Source organism: Kineosporia sp. R_H_3 (genome assembly GCF_002198675.1).
In the GTDB taxonomy this organism is placed as follows: Bacteria; Actinomycetota; Actinomycetes; order Actinomycetales; family Kineosporiaceae; genus R-H-3.
This window is the reverse complement of the sequence record NZ_MWLL01000012.1, coordinates 1-13896: the sequence shown is the minus strand read 5'-3', so window position 1 is coordinate 13896 and position 13896 is coordinate 1. Positions and strand designations below refer to the sequence as shown.

At 71.8% G+C, this 13896-nt stretch carries 12 protein-coding genes and 1 tRNA gene; 7 read left to right on the top strand and 6 right to left on the bottom strand.

Annotated elements, in window-relative coordinates; genetic code table 11:
- Both ECOMGDLI_RS00635 and ECOMGDLI_RS00630 read right to left on the bottom strand, forming a co-directional pair.
- Nucleotides 1-548: DUF3662 domain-containing protein (locus ECOMGDLI_RS00635; protein ID WP_143447389.1), on the bottom strand; the 548-nt coding region annotated here is incomplete at its 3' end.
- 282 nt (nt 549-830) lie between these two features.
- Nucleotides 831-1316 carry a VOC family protein gene (locus ECOMGDLI_RS00630; RefSeq protein ID WP_088312595.1) on the bottom strand — a complete coding sequence of 162 codons (486 nt, stop codon included), beginning with the start codon at nt 1314-1316 and terminating at the stop codon, nt 831-833.
- An 89-nt stretch (nt 1317-1405) separates the two neighbouring features.
- On the opposite strand from ECOMGDLI_RS00630, the gene ECOMGDLI_RS00625 reads away from it, so the two are divergent.
- Both ECOMGDLI_RS00625 and ECOMGDLI_RS00620 read left to right on the top strand, forming a co-directional pair.
- Nucleotides 1406-1492, top strand: a tRNA-Leu gene (locus ECOMGDLI_RS00625).
- A 207-nt stretch (nt 1493-1699) separates the two neighbouring features.
- The gene (locus ECOMGDLI_RS00620; protein ID WP_088312593.1) at nt 1700-2989 is read left to right on the top strand and encodes a site-specific integrase; all 1290 of its coding nucleotides are present in this window, start codon (nt 1700-1702) and stop codon (nt 2987-2989) included.
- Here ECOMGDLI_RS00620 and ECOMGDLI_RS00615 read toward each other — a convergent pair.
- Nucleotides 2984-3238: a helix-turn-helix domain-containing protein gene (locus ECOMGDLI_RS00615; RefSeq protein ID WP_143447388.1), complete on the bottom strand. Its 255-nt coding sequence runs from the start codon at nt 3236-3238 to the stop codon at nt 2984-2986. The genes ECOMGDLI_RS00620 and ECOMGDLI_RS00615 overlap by 6 nt on opposite strands.
- Nucleotides 3239-3355: 117 nt before the next feature.
- On the opposite strand from ECOMGDLI_RS00615, the gene ECOMGDLI_RS00610 reads away from it, so the two are divergent.
- The gene (locus ECOMGDLI_RS00610) at nt 3356-4183 is read left to right on the top strand and encodes a winged helix-turn-helix domain-containing protein (RefSeq protein ID WP_088312589.1); all 828 of its coding nucleotides are present in this window, start codon (nt 3356-3358) and stop codon (nt 4181-4183) included.
- Nucleotides 4184-4424: 241 nt separating this feature from the next.
- Here the strand turns inward: ECOMGDLI_RS00610 and ECOMGDLI_RS00605 are convergent, their stop codons facing one another.
- Entirely contained in the window at nt 4425-4670 is a 246-nt protein-coding gene (locus ECOMGDLI_RS00605; protein ID WP_088312587.1) for a helix-turn-helix domain-containing protein, read from the bottom strand.
- 274 nt (nt 4671-4944) lie between these two features.
- Between ECOMGDLI_RS00605 and ECOMGDLI_RS00600 the strand changes: the two genes are divergently transcribed.
- Both ECOMGDLI_RS00600 and ECOMGDLI_RS00595 read left to right on the top strand, forming a co-directional pair.
- Entirely contained in the window at nt 4945-5289 is a 345-nt protein-coding gene (locus tag ECOMGDLI_RS00600) for a DUF397 domain-containing protein (protein WP_233153245.1), read from the top strand.
- Between the two features lie 668 nt (nt 5290-5957).
- Nucleotides 5958-7541 (top strand): ParB N-terminal domain-containing protein, encoded by a 1584-nt coding sequence (locus ECOMGDLI_RS00595; protein ID WP_158220808.1) that lies wholly within the window; start codon nt 5958-5960, stop codon nt 7539-7541.
- 161 nt (nt 7542-7702) lie between these two features.
- On the opposite strand, the gene ECOMGDLI_RS33495 is transcribed toward ECOMGDLI_RS00595, so the two are convergent.
- The gene (locus tag ECOMGDLI_RS33495) at nt 7703-8173 is read right to left on the bottom strand and encodes a hypothetical protein (RefSeq protein ID WP_143447386.1); all 471 of its coding nucleotides are present in this window, start codon (nt 8171-8173) and stop codon (nt 7703-7705) included.
- 9 nt (nt 8174-8182) lie between these two features.
- Between ECOMGDLI_RS33495 and ECOMGDLI_RS33490 the strand changes: the two genes are divergently transcribed.
- Nucleotides 8183-8650, top strand: a complete 468-nt coding sequence (locus ECOMGDLI_RS33490) for a hypothetical protein (protein WP_143447385.1) — start codon at nt 8183-8185, stop codon at nt 8648-8650.
- A gap of 726 nt (nt 8651-9376) precedes the next feature.
- On the opposite strand, the gene ECOMGDLI_RS00580 is transcribed toward ECOMGDLI_RS33490, so the two are convergent.
- Nucleotides 9377-9880, bottom strand: a complete 504-nt coding sequence (locus ECOMGDLI_RS00580) for a hypothetical protein (protein ID WP_088312579.1) — start codon at nt 9878-9880, stop codon at nt 9377-9379.
- Between the two features lie 287 nt (nt 9881-10167).
- Here ECOMGDLI_RS00580 and mobF point away from each other — a divergent pair.
- On the top strand, nt 10168-13896 hold a 3729-nt coding region (gene mobF, locus ECOMGDLI_RS00575; RefSeq protein WP_233153246.1), incomplete at its 3' end, for a MobF family relaxase.

Below are 13896 nucleotides of genomic sequence, written 5' to 3'. Positions count from 1 at the left end.
CGAGGCCGACGACCTCGACACCGGCGTGTTCCGGGTCCGCAGCCAGACGGCGCGTACGGGTCGGGCTGCTGGGCCTGCGGTGCGTAGTGCTGCTCGTGCGGGGCGTACGGCAGGTCCTGCGGTGCCTGGGGAGCCGGCTGGGAGGGCTGCGGTGCCGCGTACTGCTGCTGGTGGTCCGGTCGCGCCGTCTGGCTGCGGACCCGGAACACGCCGGTGTCGAGGTCGTCGGCCTCGGCGAACTGGACCTGCACGGGGCCGACGAAGGCGTAGCGCTGCTGGCGGGCGTGCTCGTGCACGGCCGCGCTCAGCTCGTCGCCGAGGGCGGTCTCCCACTCGCCGAGCCGGTCGTGGTCGGCCCGGCCGAGCTCGACGACGAACGTGTTCGGCGCGATCGTGCGGTCGCGGCCGACGACCGAGGCCTTCTCGTCGCACTCGCGGCGCAGGGCGCTCGCGATCTCGACGGGCTGCACCTCACTGCGGAAGGCCTTCGCGAACGCGCCGTTCACCGCACGCTCGATGCCCTTCTCGAAGCGGTCGAGCACTCCCACGGCCGTCCTCCTCTCCGCCACACCGTGGCGACCTCGCGGCCCCAGGACAGGCCGGAGGGTGGCCCTGCCGGCCATAACCCCGTCAGCCTAACGGCGCGGGAGCCTCCGGGGAGAACCTCGTGCTCCCCCCGAGGGGGACTGTGACCGGATCTCCACCTACTCGTCACACCTGGTGACGTCCCGCGCGCTCAGGAGGTTGCGCGAGCGGTCGCCGAACGTGACGCAAGCCTCGTTCCTCGGTAGTTCGGGGGAGGTCGCAGCGGACGCACCGGGGCGAGCCGGTCAGATCGGTACACCGACCGCCCAGGCGTACCCGTCGGGGTCCTCGACGACGCACTCGCGCCAGCCGTGCGGCTTGTCGGCGGCGTCCGCGAGCATCGGGCTGCCCTGGTCCTGGGCCGCGGCGGCCACGGCGTCCGGGTCGACCCCGAGCAGCCGCAGCTCCGCCCCGAGCCCCCGCCGGACGCCGTCCGCGAGCTCACCGGCCCAGGGGTGCGAGTGGTAGGTGGAGTCGGCATGGAGCATCAAGGGAACGCGCCCCTGAACCCCGGCGAGGACGACGGGCAGCTCGAGCGCCGCGAACGTCGCGTCCGCGTGCCGCACGAGCGCCCCGAGCACGTCCCGGTACCAGCCCGCCGACAGCCGCGGGTCGCGCACGAGGAGGTTCGCGGAGAACGCCGGCATCGCCCGCCCGTACTCCGGGGCGTCGGGCAGCGGAGCGTCGGGCAGCGGGGCGTCGGGCAGCGGGGCGGGATCGGAGGTGTCCACCCGCGGGACGGTAGGGCCGCCGGGCTGCGCCCGGCCAGGGGAATCCGTGCGGAGCGACCCCGTCACGGGTGATAGCCTCGTCCGGCAACGCGCGAGTGGCGGAATAGGCAGACGCGCACGGTTCAGGTCCGTGTGTCCGAAAGGACGTGGGGGTTCAACTCCCCCCTCGCGCACCAGACGACGTGGCTCCTGACCTGCGGAAACGCAGCAGGAGCCACTTCGCTTTTGGCTTCCGGGGATCATTCCGGGGATCAGCAGGGACGTGGGCCGGCGGCGTGACGCCCATTCCGGACACGGTGGGTGACAACCCCAAGCACCCCGGGTGCCGCAGGTCTAGTCGACCCTGCGAGGTGTCACCGCCCCGCGCATGACAGGAGCCAGCGATGGCCCAGTGGGTCCCGAGAACACGCGCCGACGGCAGCACCGTGGTGCAGATCAAGTGGCGCCAAGACGGCAGGTACCACAGCGAGAGCTTCAACACTCTGCGGCTGGCCTCGGAGTTCCGGACCGCGGTGGAGGCGGCCGGCAACCGGTGGCCCGACGGATGGGTCCGTGGTGAAGGCTGGGCTCCCGCCCCTGTGGAACCCGCGGTATTGACCTTCGGGGACGTCGCGGCGGGGGCCGAGGGCTACTTCGCCCAGCAGGAGCGCAGGGTGAAGCGCGGCAAGCTCAAGCCCTACACGCTGCACCGCGACCGCAGGACGTACCATCTCCATCTCGAGGAGATGTTCGCCCACCTCCCGTTCACGAAGCTCGACGAGAACGACATCAGCGACTGGGTCGACGACCAGCTCGACGCAGGAACGGCCCCCAAGACGGTCCGGAACCGGCACGGCCTGCTGTCGTCGATCATGAAGCACGGTCGGCTGCGTCTGAAACTGCGAACGGACAACCCCTGCGAGCTCACCGAGCTCCCGGACCAGCACGCGGCCCGTCCCGAGGCGCGGCAGATCAGGTTCTTCCAACCGGACGAATGGGCACTGCTGCGGTCGTTCCTCGATGAGGACATCCGGCTGCCCCTGGACGTCGACCTCGCGACTGGGCTGCGTTGGGGAGAGCTCAGCGCCCTTCGGGCCCGCGACGTGACCTTCACCGGAGAGGGGGACGATCGCCATGCGGTGCTGCACGTGGTCCGGGCCTGGTCCCGCCGGTCCCCCGACGACACGGCCGAGATCAAGACCGGGGAGGCGGAGACAGGTCGCTGGGTGCTTGGGCCGCCGAAGAGCAAGCGCTCCAGGTGGGTGGTGCTCTCAGGCCCGGTCGCTCGGCGCCTCGGGGAGCACCTCGCAGACCGGCGGCCCATGGAGTACGTCTTCCTGACCCGGCTCGGGCGGCCGTGGCGCTACCCCGACTTCCACAGCCGGCGGTGGACTCCCGCGAAGAAGCGTGCCGAGGCAGCTGGACTGGGGAAGCGGATCACGCCGCACATGCTCAGGCATACGACTGTCGTCTGGTCGCTGGCCGCAGGCGTACCGATCCAGGTCATCAGCGAGATGATCGGCCACACCAGCCTGCAGATGACGTACGACGTCTATGGCGGCCTGCTGAACATCAACGACCCGGCGATGGCCCGTGCGATGGCCGAGGCGATGAGAGCCAGCATCCGGCGTCCTACACCCTCACCAGGCGGTGGAGCGGCGGTCGCACAGATCTCCGACCGCTTCGCCTCATAGCCTCGTGCGCCTCGAATCCCGACGAGGGCTACCGCCCGACCCGGCCGCCGGAGGCACGTCGCCGGCGGCGAGGATCTGGGCGACCTGCTCAGGGGTGAATCGCACGTTCTTGCCGAGCTTCGTGTACGGCAGGGTCCTGCTCAGGACTCCCTTGCGGACCCAGCCCGTCGAGACGTTCAAGTACAGCGCCAGCTCCTGGACGGTCATCAGCCGCGGAGCATTCCCAGCGCCGATCGGTTCTTCGCTCATCGCCACTCCCCCGCTGCGGGAAAGACCTCTCACTCCCCCAGGCACAGTCCGCGGACAGAACCGGGTCCCCTGCGCGGGCCTCCTGTCGGCGACGACCCCTTCGACAGGAGCCCGTCCATGTCCGATGCCCTGACCCTTCGCCAGGCCTGGCCGCTGTACGCAGGCATGACGGTTGCTGCCTCAGCCGCCGTCGTGGCCAGCGCCTCGACCCTCGCCTCCCTCGCGCACGTCACCGGCTGGTCGGGGTGGACCCCCTGGCTCCTGCCCGCGGCTCTCGACGTGGGCGGCAGTGTCGGTGGCTGGATCTGGCTCAGGGCGGGCGCCATTCCCCCGGCCCGACGCTTCGGCCGTGCCGTGGCGATGACCGGCGCCGCCGGCACCCTGGTGGGCAACGCCGCCGGGCACCTCATCGAGTCCGGCTACCTCGAGGTCGGCCCAGCCCTGGTCGTGATCGTCGGCGCCGTTCCTGCTGCCGTGCTCGTGGCGCTGGCGCACCTGGCTGCGCTCATGGTGACGGTTCATGACGTCCCGTCGGTGACGCCGTCAGTCGCTCCGTCAGTGACCCCGTCAGCTTCTCGGCCCATAGGGACGCGCGCGAAGGCGTGCGCCTCCGTGGCGGGGTTTGACCCCGTCATCGGTGCCGTGACGCCGTCGAACCGTGAAACCAAGGCTCGGGCGACGGTGGCGGCGTCGCCGCCTTCGTCGCCCGTTGGGTGCTCGTCGGAGGTCGCTGACACCCGGACCGCTGTCCTCGATCTGGTCAAGGCGGGGCCAGTGACGGTGGCCGAAGTCGTTCGCAAGACCGGCCGGGCGCGCACGACGGTGGTCGGCCACCTCGAGGCGCTCACCGGTGACGGGGTCGTCACTCGTGACGACCGCAAGCGGTACGTCGTGCAGCACCGCGCCGAGCTCGGGGTCCTTCCGCGTGCCGCTGCCGGGGCTTGACGGACCGCCGCGACGGATGACGGCGTTCAGAAACGTTGGTAGGTCATGGCCGCCGATGCCAGAGTCGCAGGCCGTCATCGTGCCGTCGGCGGATGACGGGTCGTCGGTTGGTTGGCGCGGTGACTCTTGGACGCGACGCGACGCGACGCGACGCGACGCGGCGCGACGGACTAGCCCCGCCGGCTGACGGCATCCGCACATGCCCCTTCATAAGCAGCGGCCTGCTGCGTGGGCGTCGAACTCAGATTCCTAGCGCCCGAAGATCAGCCTCGGGGGCCCCATGCAGCAGGCCCGCCAGCGTGGTGTCCAGCGCGCGGCAGATGTCTGGAAGCTCGTGCGCGTAGACCCGGCGAGTACCGCTCTCCATCGCCGCGATAGTCGACTGGGAGACCCCCAGCCGCTCCGCAAGCGCGCTCTGGGTCAGCCCGTTGCGCGCCCTCTCTGCACGCACGGAGCGGCAGATCGCGAGGGCCATGGCGTCGGACACGAAACATGACGCTGCCAGTCAGATCCTGATGTGCGCACACACTGACTCGACTGTCACCCGGTTGCCAGGCCAGGCACCCGATATACTGGTACATGACTTGAAATTCTGATAGGACTCTCAGTGTGATCAGGAGTGCGCGGTCCATCGTCCGCTGCAGCCCAGTGAGCAGACACCGTGGCCCGATGCCTGTCCCTGGTTCCGATCGCCCCCTCGGTTCCAATCGTCATCCGCGAGCCACCGTCGACGTCCGACCCCTGGACTGATCGGAGGAAATGTGTTCCGCACATCGAGCTTCAGCGGCCCACAGGGCAACTGCGTCGAGGTCGAGGTGGGCCAAGGGGCTGTCTTCGTCCGGGACACCAAGGAAGCCGGCTCGCCTCAACGAGGGCTCCTCGCGTTCCGGCTCGAGGCGTGGCAGCTGTTCCTCGACGGCGGGGAGGGTGACGTGCAGGTCGAAGAGACCGACACCCAGGTGCTCATGCGCAACCGGTGCGAGCTGCGCGATGGCGACGAACAGCAGGTTCTCCGGTTCACCCTCCCGGAGTGGGAGGCCTTCATCGCCGGCTGCGCTGCCGGCGAGTTCGACTGCAAGCGCAGGCGAACCCCGCTCACCCCCTAGCGGTCCGGGGCGTCGCTGCCACGGAGGCGCGGCGCCTCGGACCATCCACGCGAACGGTGCAGCGACGCAGGTCGTGGCGAACAAGGCCCCCGCCGGAGGTCAGGACTCCCTCTCGCAGGATGGGGCCCTTCCGGCGCACCGCCGTGGTTCGGATGACGGGCTCGTCACTGCTGCGAGCACGTTGAGCCCCTCGTTGGAGAACGACATCCACGGTGACGGACCCGTCATCGGAACGGATCAGAAGGCGCCGGCGCCGGTTCCGACGCGTACCAGGGCAGTGGGTCGCTGCGGTGTCGGGACGCCGGTCAGCCATCCGATACGGCTCCGTGGTCGGCCGTGCGCCGACCAGGGCTGAACGGGGCGCGCCTCCGTCGAACATCCGATGGATGGTGTGGAAAGGGGATTGGAGGCATTGCCCTGCGGATGGACCAGCAGGGCTTGCCGCCTTCTCGGTCGAACGGGCGCCTGACGGAAGCGCTGGTGTCCCGTCTCCCGGCCAGTCCAGCGTGCGGCCCACGTCCCGGCGCACAAGGCCGAGCCGGCTGCGCCGGTCGCTGCGCGAGCCTTGCCCGCCGGGACGTGGACCGCTGTCTGGCCCTGCCGGAAGACGGGACACCAGCGCAGCCCACCTCGGGCTGCCGCCGGCAACCGGCAAGGAGGAAGCCGATATGGCCAAGACCGTGGCCACCACCACCACCCGGGTCGTTCAGGATGTCGACCCCACCACCTTGCTTGTCGACATCAACATCCGTCAGTACCCGCGCATCGACGATGACTTCGTCGCGAGCATCCGCGAGCACGGCCTGCTGCAGCCCGTCCTCGGTGTGCGGACGACCGACGGCTCGATCCGGGTCCGCGTCGGGCACCGCCGTACCCTCGCCGCGATCCAGGCCGGGCAGCCGACGGTTCCCGTCATCGTGATCGCCGACGAGAGCAGCGACGACGACGGCCAGGTGGAGCGGCTCGTGCAGCAGTACGTCGAGAACGAGCACCGCGCCGGCCTCCGGACGGCGGAGCGAGCCAGCGTCATCGGGCAGCTCGCAGCCTTCGGAGTAAGTGCCGCTCAGATCACCAACTGGACCCGGGTCCCCCGAGTCGAGGTCGACGCGGCACTGACTCTTTCGCGATCCGACGTGGCGAAGGCGGCCAGTGAGCGGTACGAGTTCCTGACCTTGGAGCAAGCGGCGGTGATCGCCGAGTTCGAGTCGAGCGCCGACGTCGTGACGGCTCTGGTCGCCGCCGCCAAGGCAGGTGGCTTCGACCACGTCGCCCAGCGCGCCCGCGACGACCGCGACGAACAGCAAGCGATCGCCTCCGCTGCCCAGCCTCTCGAAGCCGCGGGCTTGAACATCGTCACCCGCGACGTCATGACAGGCAAGGCCGAGCGCCTGGGCTCCCTCACCGACGACCCGGACACCCGGGACCCGCTGACAGTCGAGGGCCACGCAACCTGCCCGGGGCACGCCGCCTACGTCGCCCGGCAGTGGGTCGACGAGGACGACGAGGAAGACGTGCCAGGTACGGAGGCAGCGACGCCCTCCAGCATCGCGGAGGACGGGGAGCAGGACGGCGACACCGACCCGGACAGCGATGACGACGAGGCGGACGACGACGACGAGGACACCGGAGGGTCCTACCAATACAGGCCGGTCTACATCTGCACCGACCCGGCCGCCCACGGCCACCACGACCGGTACAGGTACGGCGGCCAGAGCAACCAGCGCAAGACGTCCGCCGAGATGACGGACGACGAGCGCGAGACCGTCCGGGCCGAGCGCCGCCGCGTGATCGAGTACAATCGCGCGTGGGAGTCGTCGACCAAGGTCAGGCGCGCCTGGCTCAAGACGCTGGCCGCCAGGAAGACCCCTCCGAAGCAGACGGCCACGTTCTTGGCCGTGGCGGCCGCCCACGACGCCGACACGATCGCCAGCGTCGGCGGCAACCACCTGGCCGCCGACCTGCTCGGTCTCGGCAGCAGCGGCTACGGCCGCAACGACCGGCTGCAGACGCTCCTGAAGACCGTCAACGACGCCCGCGCCCAGGCGATCCACCTGGTGCTGGTGCTCGCGGCCTACGAGGACGCCAGTAGCCGCGAGGACTGGCGGCGCGCCAACTCGCGCACCGCCCGCTACCTGCAGCACATCGCCGGGCTCGGATACGACCTCAGCGATGTCGAGCACCTGGCTTGCGGCCCGACGACCGAACCGGACGGCAAGGCCGCCCCAGCCGACGTGGACGACGACGAGTCGTAGAAGCCGTCCGGGTGTGACCCACAGGTAGAAGTGGACGGGGAGGGCGCCGATCGAAGCGGCGCCCTCCCCGTCCGCATCGTCACACCTGCCCCCGACAGCAGGCCTGGGCAGCACGCCCGAGTGCGGCAGCGAGCGGCGCCTGCCCTGTGGTGACACCCCCGTCACTGCCAGGAGCAGCGATGACGCACCCCACGCCCAACGCCGTCCGACGCCCCTGCCAACACCCCCGGGCCGGGCACCAGCACGGAACACGCGCTGCGTACGTGGCCGACCGCTGCCGCTGCAGCGACTGCCGCGAGGCCAACCGCGCCGACGCTGCAGCCCGCCGCCGAGCCGTCGCGTACGGACGGTGGCGGCCCTTCGTCGACGCGGCGCCGGCTCGCCGACACATCGAGCGCCTTCGAGCAGCCGGGGTCGGCATCAACCGGATTGTCGGCCTGTCCGCGGTCGGCAGCGGCACCGTCCGCCAGCTCGTCTACGGCGACCGCCGCACCGGCACCCCCACAGCGCGGATCCGCCCCGAGACCGCCGCCGCGATCCTCGCCGTCCCGCTCACCCGGCCCGCCGCCGGCGCCCTCGTCCCGGCCGGCCGCACACACGCCCTGCTCACCGATCTCCTCGAGGCCGGCCACCCCCTGCCGGTGCTCGCACGTCTGCTCGGCCGCACCACGTCCAGCCTGGCCGCCACCCTCGCCCGTCCCCGCGTGACCGCTGGCACCGCCGACGCGGTGGTCGCCCTATACCTCAGCCTCACGCCCCAGCCCCGCCGCCGGTCGCGAGCGGCGACGGTCACCGACCGACTCGGCTGGCCTGCCGGCGACAGCGACGACACCGACGACCTGACGGGCGATGAGGACCTGGCGGGCGATGAGGACCTGGCGGGCGACGAGGACCTGGCGGGCGACGAGGACCTGGCGGGCGGCGACGTCACCGTGGACGAGATCGCCGTCGAACGCGCGATGGCTGGCGAACCCGTCACGCTCACCCTTGTCGAGCAGCTCGAGGCAGTCCGCAGGCTCCACGCCCGAGGCCTGTCCGACCGCCGCATCGCGCTGCTCCTGCGAACCAGTGCCCGCACCGTCTCCCGCCGCAAGACCGCGACCGCCTGACAAGGCCGCTGCGCGACCTCAGCACTGACACACCTCTTGCACTCCGGCGTGGTGCGCAGTCGCTGGGTCCGGGACTGGCTACTCTCGTCCTCGAGGTAGGACGCGCCTACCGGACTCCCTGCTGATCTGCACCCACGCTGCTCAGCGCCGCGGACAAGAGTCTTTGACTCAGCGCAAGTTCACCGTCATTGGATACCGCTGTACTACGGGCGTGGGGCGGGTACAGAACGGAGACCAACGATGACCACATCTCGCGCCAACCGTCACGCCGCTCGTCGGCGCATGGCCAACACGGGGGAGCGATACACCACCGCTCTCCGTTTGTTGGGAAGTCCCATAGACCCCGGTCGGTGCACTTCAAGCGGCGGCTGCATGTCCAGGGAACGTTTCCTCGGCAGCAGCAGGGACACCGACAGCGACGCCCTGACATGCCACATGTGTGGGTTGCCGGTGTGCGTGGCCTGCCAGGTCGCCGCCGTCGACAGGCTGTTCGAGTACTGCGACGTTTGCGGATCTGCCACTGACCAAGTGGAAGACACGGGCGTGCCGATGCTTCACGAGGTCTGGGACAAGGCTCTCGCCAACGGCCGATGCCCGGTCTGTGCCGCGGGACTGCCTCATATCGGCAGCGACTGCTCAGAAGAGCCTTCCCGGCGGATCGACACTCCGCACCGCTGAGAGGGCTTGCCGGGTCGGCTGAGCCCTGATCCACCGGTGGATCAGGGCTCAGCCGACCTTCACATCATCGGACGGCCACTCGGCGGGGGCGGGGCCGAACGCCCGTCGGGCACCCCCAATGGCCAAGGCTGCGAGGGCGACGTTACCTCCGGCACCGATGAGGGCGCCGAACCCGAAGGGCAGCTCGCGGCCCAGCACCAGGACGCCTTGGGTGGTCCCGAACCTCGTCACGAAGCGAGGACCCAGGACCTTGTTGGCGGCGTTGATGGCGGTCATCGGGATGGCCGTCGCCAGTCCCTTGCCCCAGTACTTCCCGGTGCGGGCAGCGACCTTCTCGACGACGGACGTGCCCTGGGAGCCCAGTAGGACGCTCATCAGCAGTGTCCTGCGGCGTTCGAGGTCCTCGACGTGCACTCCGTGCACCTCGGCGACCGCGAAGGTGAACAATGCCGCGGCCTCGAAGAAGGACCCGACCTCGGCAACGTTGATCAGCAGGCCCCCGGCCGTGCCGACACCGGGGACGGCGGCGGCTGCCCCCCGCTCCTCCTCCAAGGGCTGCGACCGCAGCGGCGAACTGCTTCTCGAGTGCCTTGATGACCTCAGCTGGCGGGGCGTCCGGACGGGATCGGCGCATCCGGGCCACGTGCGCCAGCACGATCTCCCGGTTGAGCCTGAGCACCCGATCCAGACCGACGCGAACGATCTCACTCGGGTTCAGCGACCGAGGCCACCGAGACTCGGCGGACTCCAGCCCCTTGGCCTCTTCCATGCCCTTTGTTCTATCCGAGAACTTGGGGCAGCGGGGTGCTGCCGCACCCGGTTCGTAGCGTCCGATCGTGATGAGCCTGCACAAGCTGACGGCGGGCGACGGCTACACGTATCTGACGCGTCAGGTGGCCGCGCACGACGCGACGTCGCGCGGTTTCACGTCGTTGGGCGACTACTACGAGCAGAAGGGGGAGTCGCCCGGGCAGTGGCTGGGGCGTGGCCTTTCCGGCTTGCCAGGGTTCTCGCCGGCGGGCGGGGTGAGCGAGCCGCAGATGCGGGCGCTGTGGGGGGAGGGCCGGCATCCGGACGCTGACCGGATCGAGGCCCGGATGCGGGCCGCCGGGCACACCGACCGTGAGATCCAGGCCGCGACCCGGCTGGGTTCGCGGTACCCGGTGCACGCCGGGTCGACCGGGTTCCGGACCGAGGTCGCTGCGGCGTTCGCCGGGTACAACGAGGCGGTCGGGCTGCCGCGGGACTGGCCGGTCCCGGCACCGGTGCGGGCCCGGATCCGGACCCGGGTCACGGACGGCATGTTCGTCGAGGAGTACGGCCGGGCGCCGGCGGATGACCGTGAGCGGGCCGGCTTCCTGGCCCGGGTGTCCCGGCAGGCCACCACAGCGGTCGCCGGGTATGACCTGACGTTCTCGCCGGTGAAGTCGGTGTCGGCGCTGTGGGCGGTCGCCCCGCGGGAGGTGGCCGAGCAGGTCGAGGCCGCTCACCACGCCGCGGTCGCGGACGCGGTGGCGTGGCTGGAGGACAACGCGACCTTCACCCGGGTCGGCGCGCAGGGCGTCGCGCAGGTCGACGTGACCGGGCTGCTCGCGGCCGCGTTCACCCACCGCGACTCCCGCGCCGGCGACCCCGACCTGCACACCCACGTCGCGATCTCCAACAAGGTCCAGACCCTCGACGGCGGGCAGGGCGACGGACAGGACGCCGGGAAGGCCGATGGGCGGGGTGGGCGGTGGCTTGCCCTGGACGGGCGGCCGATCCATGCCAGCGCGGTGGCGGCGTCCGAGCGGTACAACACGCGGGTGGAGGCCGAGCTCGTGGCCCGGCTCAGCGTCCGGTTCACCGAGCGCCCCGGGACCGACCCGGGACGGCGTCCGGTCCGTGAGCTGGTCGGGGCCGACCCGGCGCTGCTGACGGCGTGGTCGCGGCGGCGGCGGGCGATCGACGCCCGTCGTACCGAGCTCGCTGCGGTGTTCCAGGCCGAGCACGGTCGCCCGCCGTCACCGGTGGAGGCCCTGCAACTGGCCCAGCAGGCGACCTTGGAGACCCGCGGCCGCAAGCATGAGCCCCGCTCCCACGCGGACCAGCGCGCCACTTGGCAGTCCGAGGCAGCCGCCGTTCTCGGCGGCCCGGACGCCGTCGCCGGCATGGTGCGCACCGTCCTGGCCGCAGGCGATGGCGGGGCTGCGGGCCGAGGGTGGGCGGACCGCGGGCCGGGCGAGCGGGAGCGGTGGGTGGCCCGGACGGCGGGTGAGGTCGTGGCGACCGTGCAGACGGCGCGGGCGACCTGGCGGCAGACCCACGTCCGGGCCGAGGCCGAGCGCCTCGCCCGCCGGGACGGCGTCCCGCTGTGCGACCTGGACGCAATGGTCGACGCGGTCGTCGCCCGGGCACTGTCCAGCGCGCACTCCCTGCCGCTGCACGTCCCCGAACAGGGCCCGGACGGCGGCCCTTCTGCCGGAGTGTTCGTCGAGCCTGCCGCGTTACGCCGCCGCGACGGGGCGAGCGTCTTCGAGGTGGCCGGGACCCGCCGGTTCACGTCCACGGCGATCGTCGCGGCCGAGCGGTCGCTGGTCGCGGCCGCCGGACGCCGCGACGGCCGCGCCGCCAGCGGTGACGTGGTCGAGGTGGCGTTGCTGGAGTCGGAGGCCAACGGGTTCCGGCTCAACCCCGGGCAGGTCCACCTGGTGCGGCAGATGGCCACCTCGGGGGCCCGGCTGCAGGTCGGGCTCGCGCCGGCCGGGACCGGGAAGACGACCGCGATGCGGGCCCTGTCCCGTGCATGGACCGACAGCGGCGGGCACGTCCTCGGGCTCGCCCCGTCGGCGGCTGCGGCCGCGGTGCTCCGCGAGGAGCTCGGCGCGCACACCGACACCCTCGCCAAGCTCCAGCACACCCTCGCCACCCAGACGAGCGATGCCGGGCGGCAGCAGCGGGGGTTGCCGGGGTGGGTGGCGGCGATCGGGCCGGACAGCCTGGTGGTCATCGACGAGGCCGGGATGGCCGGTACCTGTGACCTGGCCGCGGTCGTCGAGTTCGTCCTGGCCCGGGGCGGCAGCGTCCGGTTGATCGGGGACGAGCAGCAGCTCGCCGCGATCGGCGCCGGCGGGGTGCTGCGGGACATCGCGGCCACCCACGGCGCGGTCACCCTCTCGCACGTCGTCCGGTTTACCGACCCCGCCGAAGGCGCCGCCTCCCTCGCCCTGCGCGCGGGCGACCCGGCCGCGATCGCCTACTACACCGACCAGGGCCGCATCCACGTCGGCGACCTCGGCACCTGCGTCGACCAGGCCTTCACGACATGGTCAGCGGACCGGGCCGCCGGCCGGGACGCCCTGATGCTCGCCTCCACCCGCGAACTCGTCGCCGAGCTCAACGCCCGCGCCCGCACCGACCGCCTCAGCCACACCCAGACCGCCAGTCATCTGCGGGAGGTCGAGCTCGCCGACGGGTGCCGGGTCAGCGCCGGCGACACGGTGATCACGAGGGAGAACGACCGGCAGCTGCGGTTCACCGCGACGGACTGGGTGAAGAACGGTGACCGGTGGACCGTCACCGCACTCACCCCGGGCGGCGGGTTGCGGGTCCGGCACCTGGCCACCGGCCGGCACGTCGTCCTGCCCCCGGCGTATGTGGCGGCGCACGTGGCGCTCGGCTACGCGAGCACCGTGCACGCCGCGCAGGGCGTCACCGCGGACGTCACCCACGTCATCGCCTCAGGGACCGAGTCCCGGCAGACGCTGTACGTGGCGATGACCAGAGGCCGCGCCGCCAACCACCTCTACCTCGGTGTCGCCGGCGACGGCGACCCGCACACCGTGATCAGCCGGGACGCCCTGCTGCCCCCGACTACGGTCGACGTCCTCGCGCGGATCCTCGCCCGGGACGGCGCTCAGACCTCCGCGACCAGCCACACCCGTGCCCTGGCCGATCCCGCGGCCAGGTTGCAGGCCGCCGCCGACCGGTACGCGCACGCTCTGGCCGCCGCCGCCCAGATCCGGCTCGGGCCGCAGCGGCTCGCGGACCTCGAGTCCGCCGCCGAGCAGGTCCTGCCCGGCCTGACCGAGCGCGAGGCGTGGCCGACGCTGCGCGCGCACCTGGCTCTGCACGCCCTTGACGGCAGCGACCCGAGCGACCTGCTCAGTACCCTCCACAGCACCCTCAATACCGTGGCCGAGCGGCGCGAGCTCAACAGCGCCCACGACCCGGCCGCCGTCCTCGACTGGCGCCTGGACCCCACCCACCTACGCACCGCCACCTGCGGCCCGCTGCCCTGGCTGCCCGGCATCCCCGCCGCCCTCACCGACACCAGCACCAGCGCCGACACCAGCACCAGCACCGACGGCGCCGAGCCGGGCTGGGGGACGTACCTGGCGGCCCGGGCTGATCTCGTTCGTGGTCTGGCCGCCGACGTCGCCGCCGCGGCCGGCGAGTGGACGCCGGCGACCGCCCCATCGTGGGCAGCTCACCTGCTCGACCGCGAGGTCGACCGGCATCTCGCCGTCGACCTCGCGGTGTGGCGGGCCGCGACCGGCGTCCCCGACACCGACCCCCGCCCGGCCGGC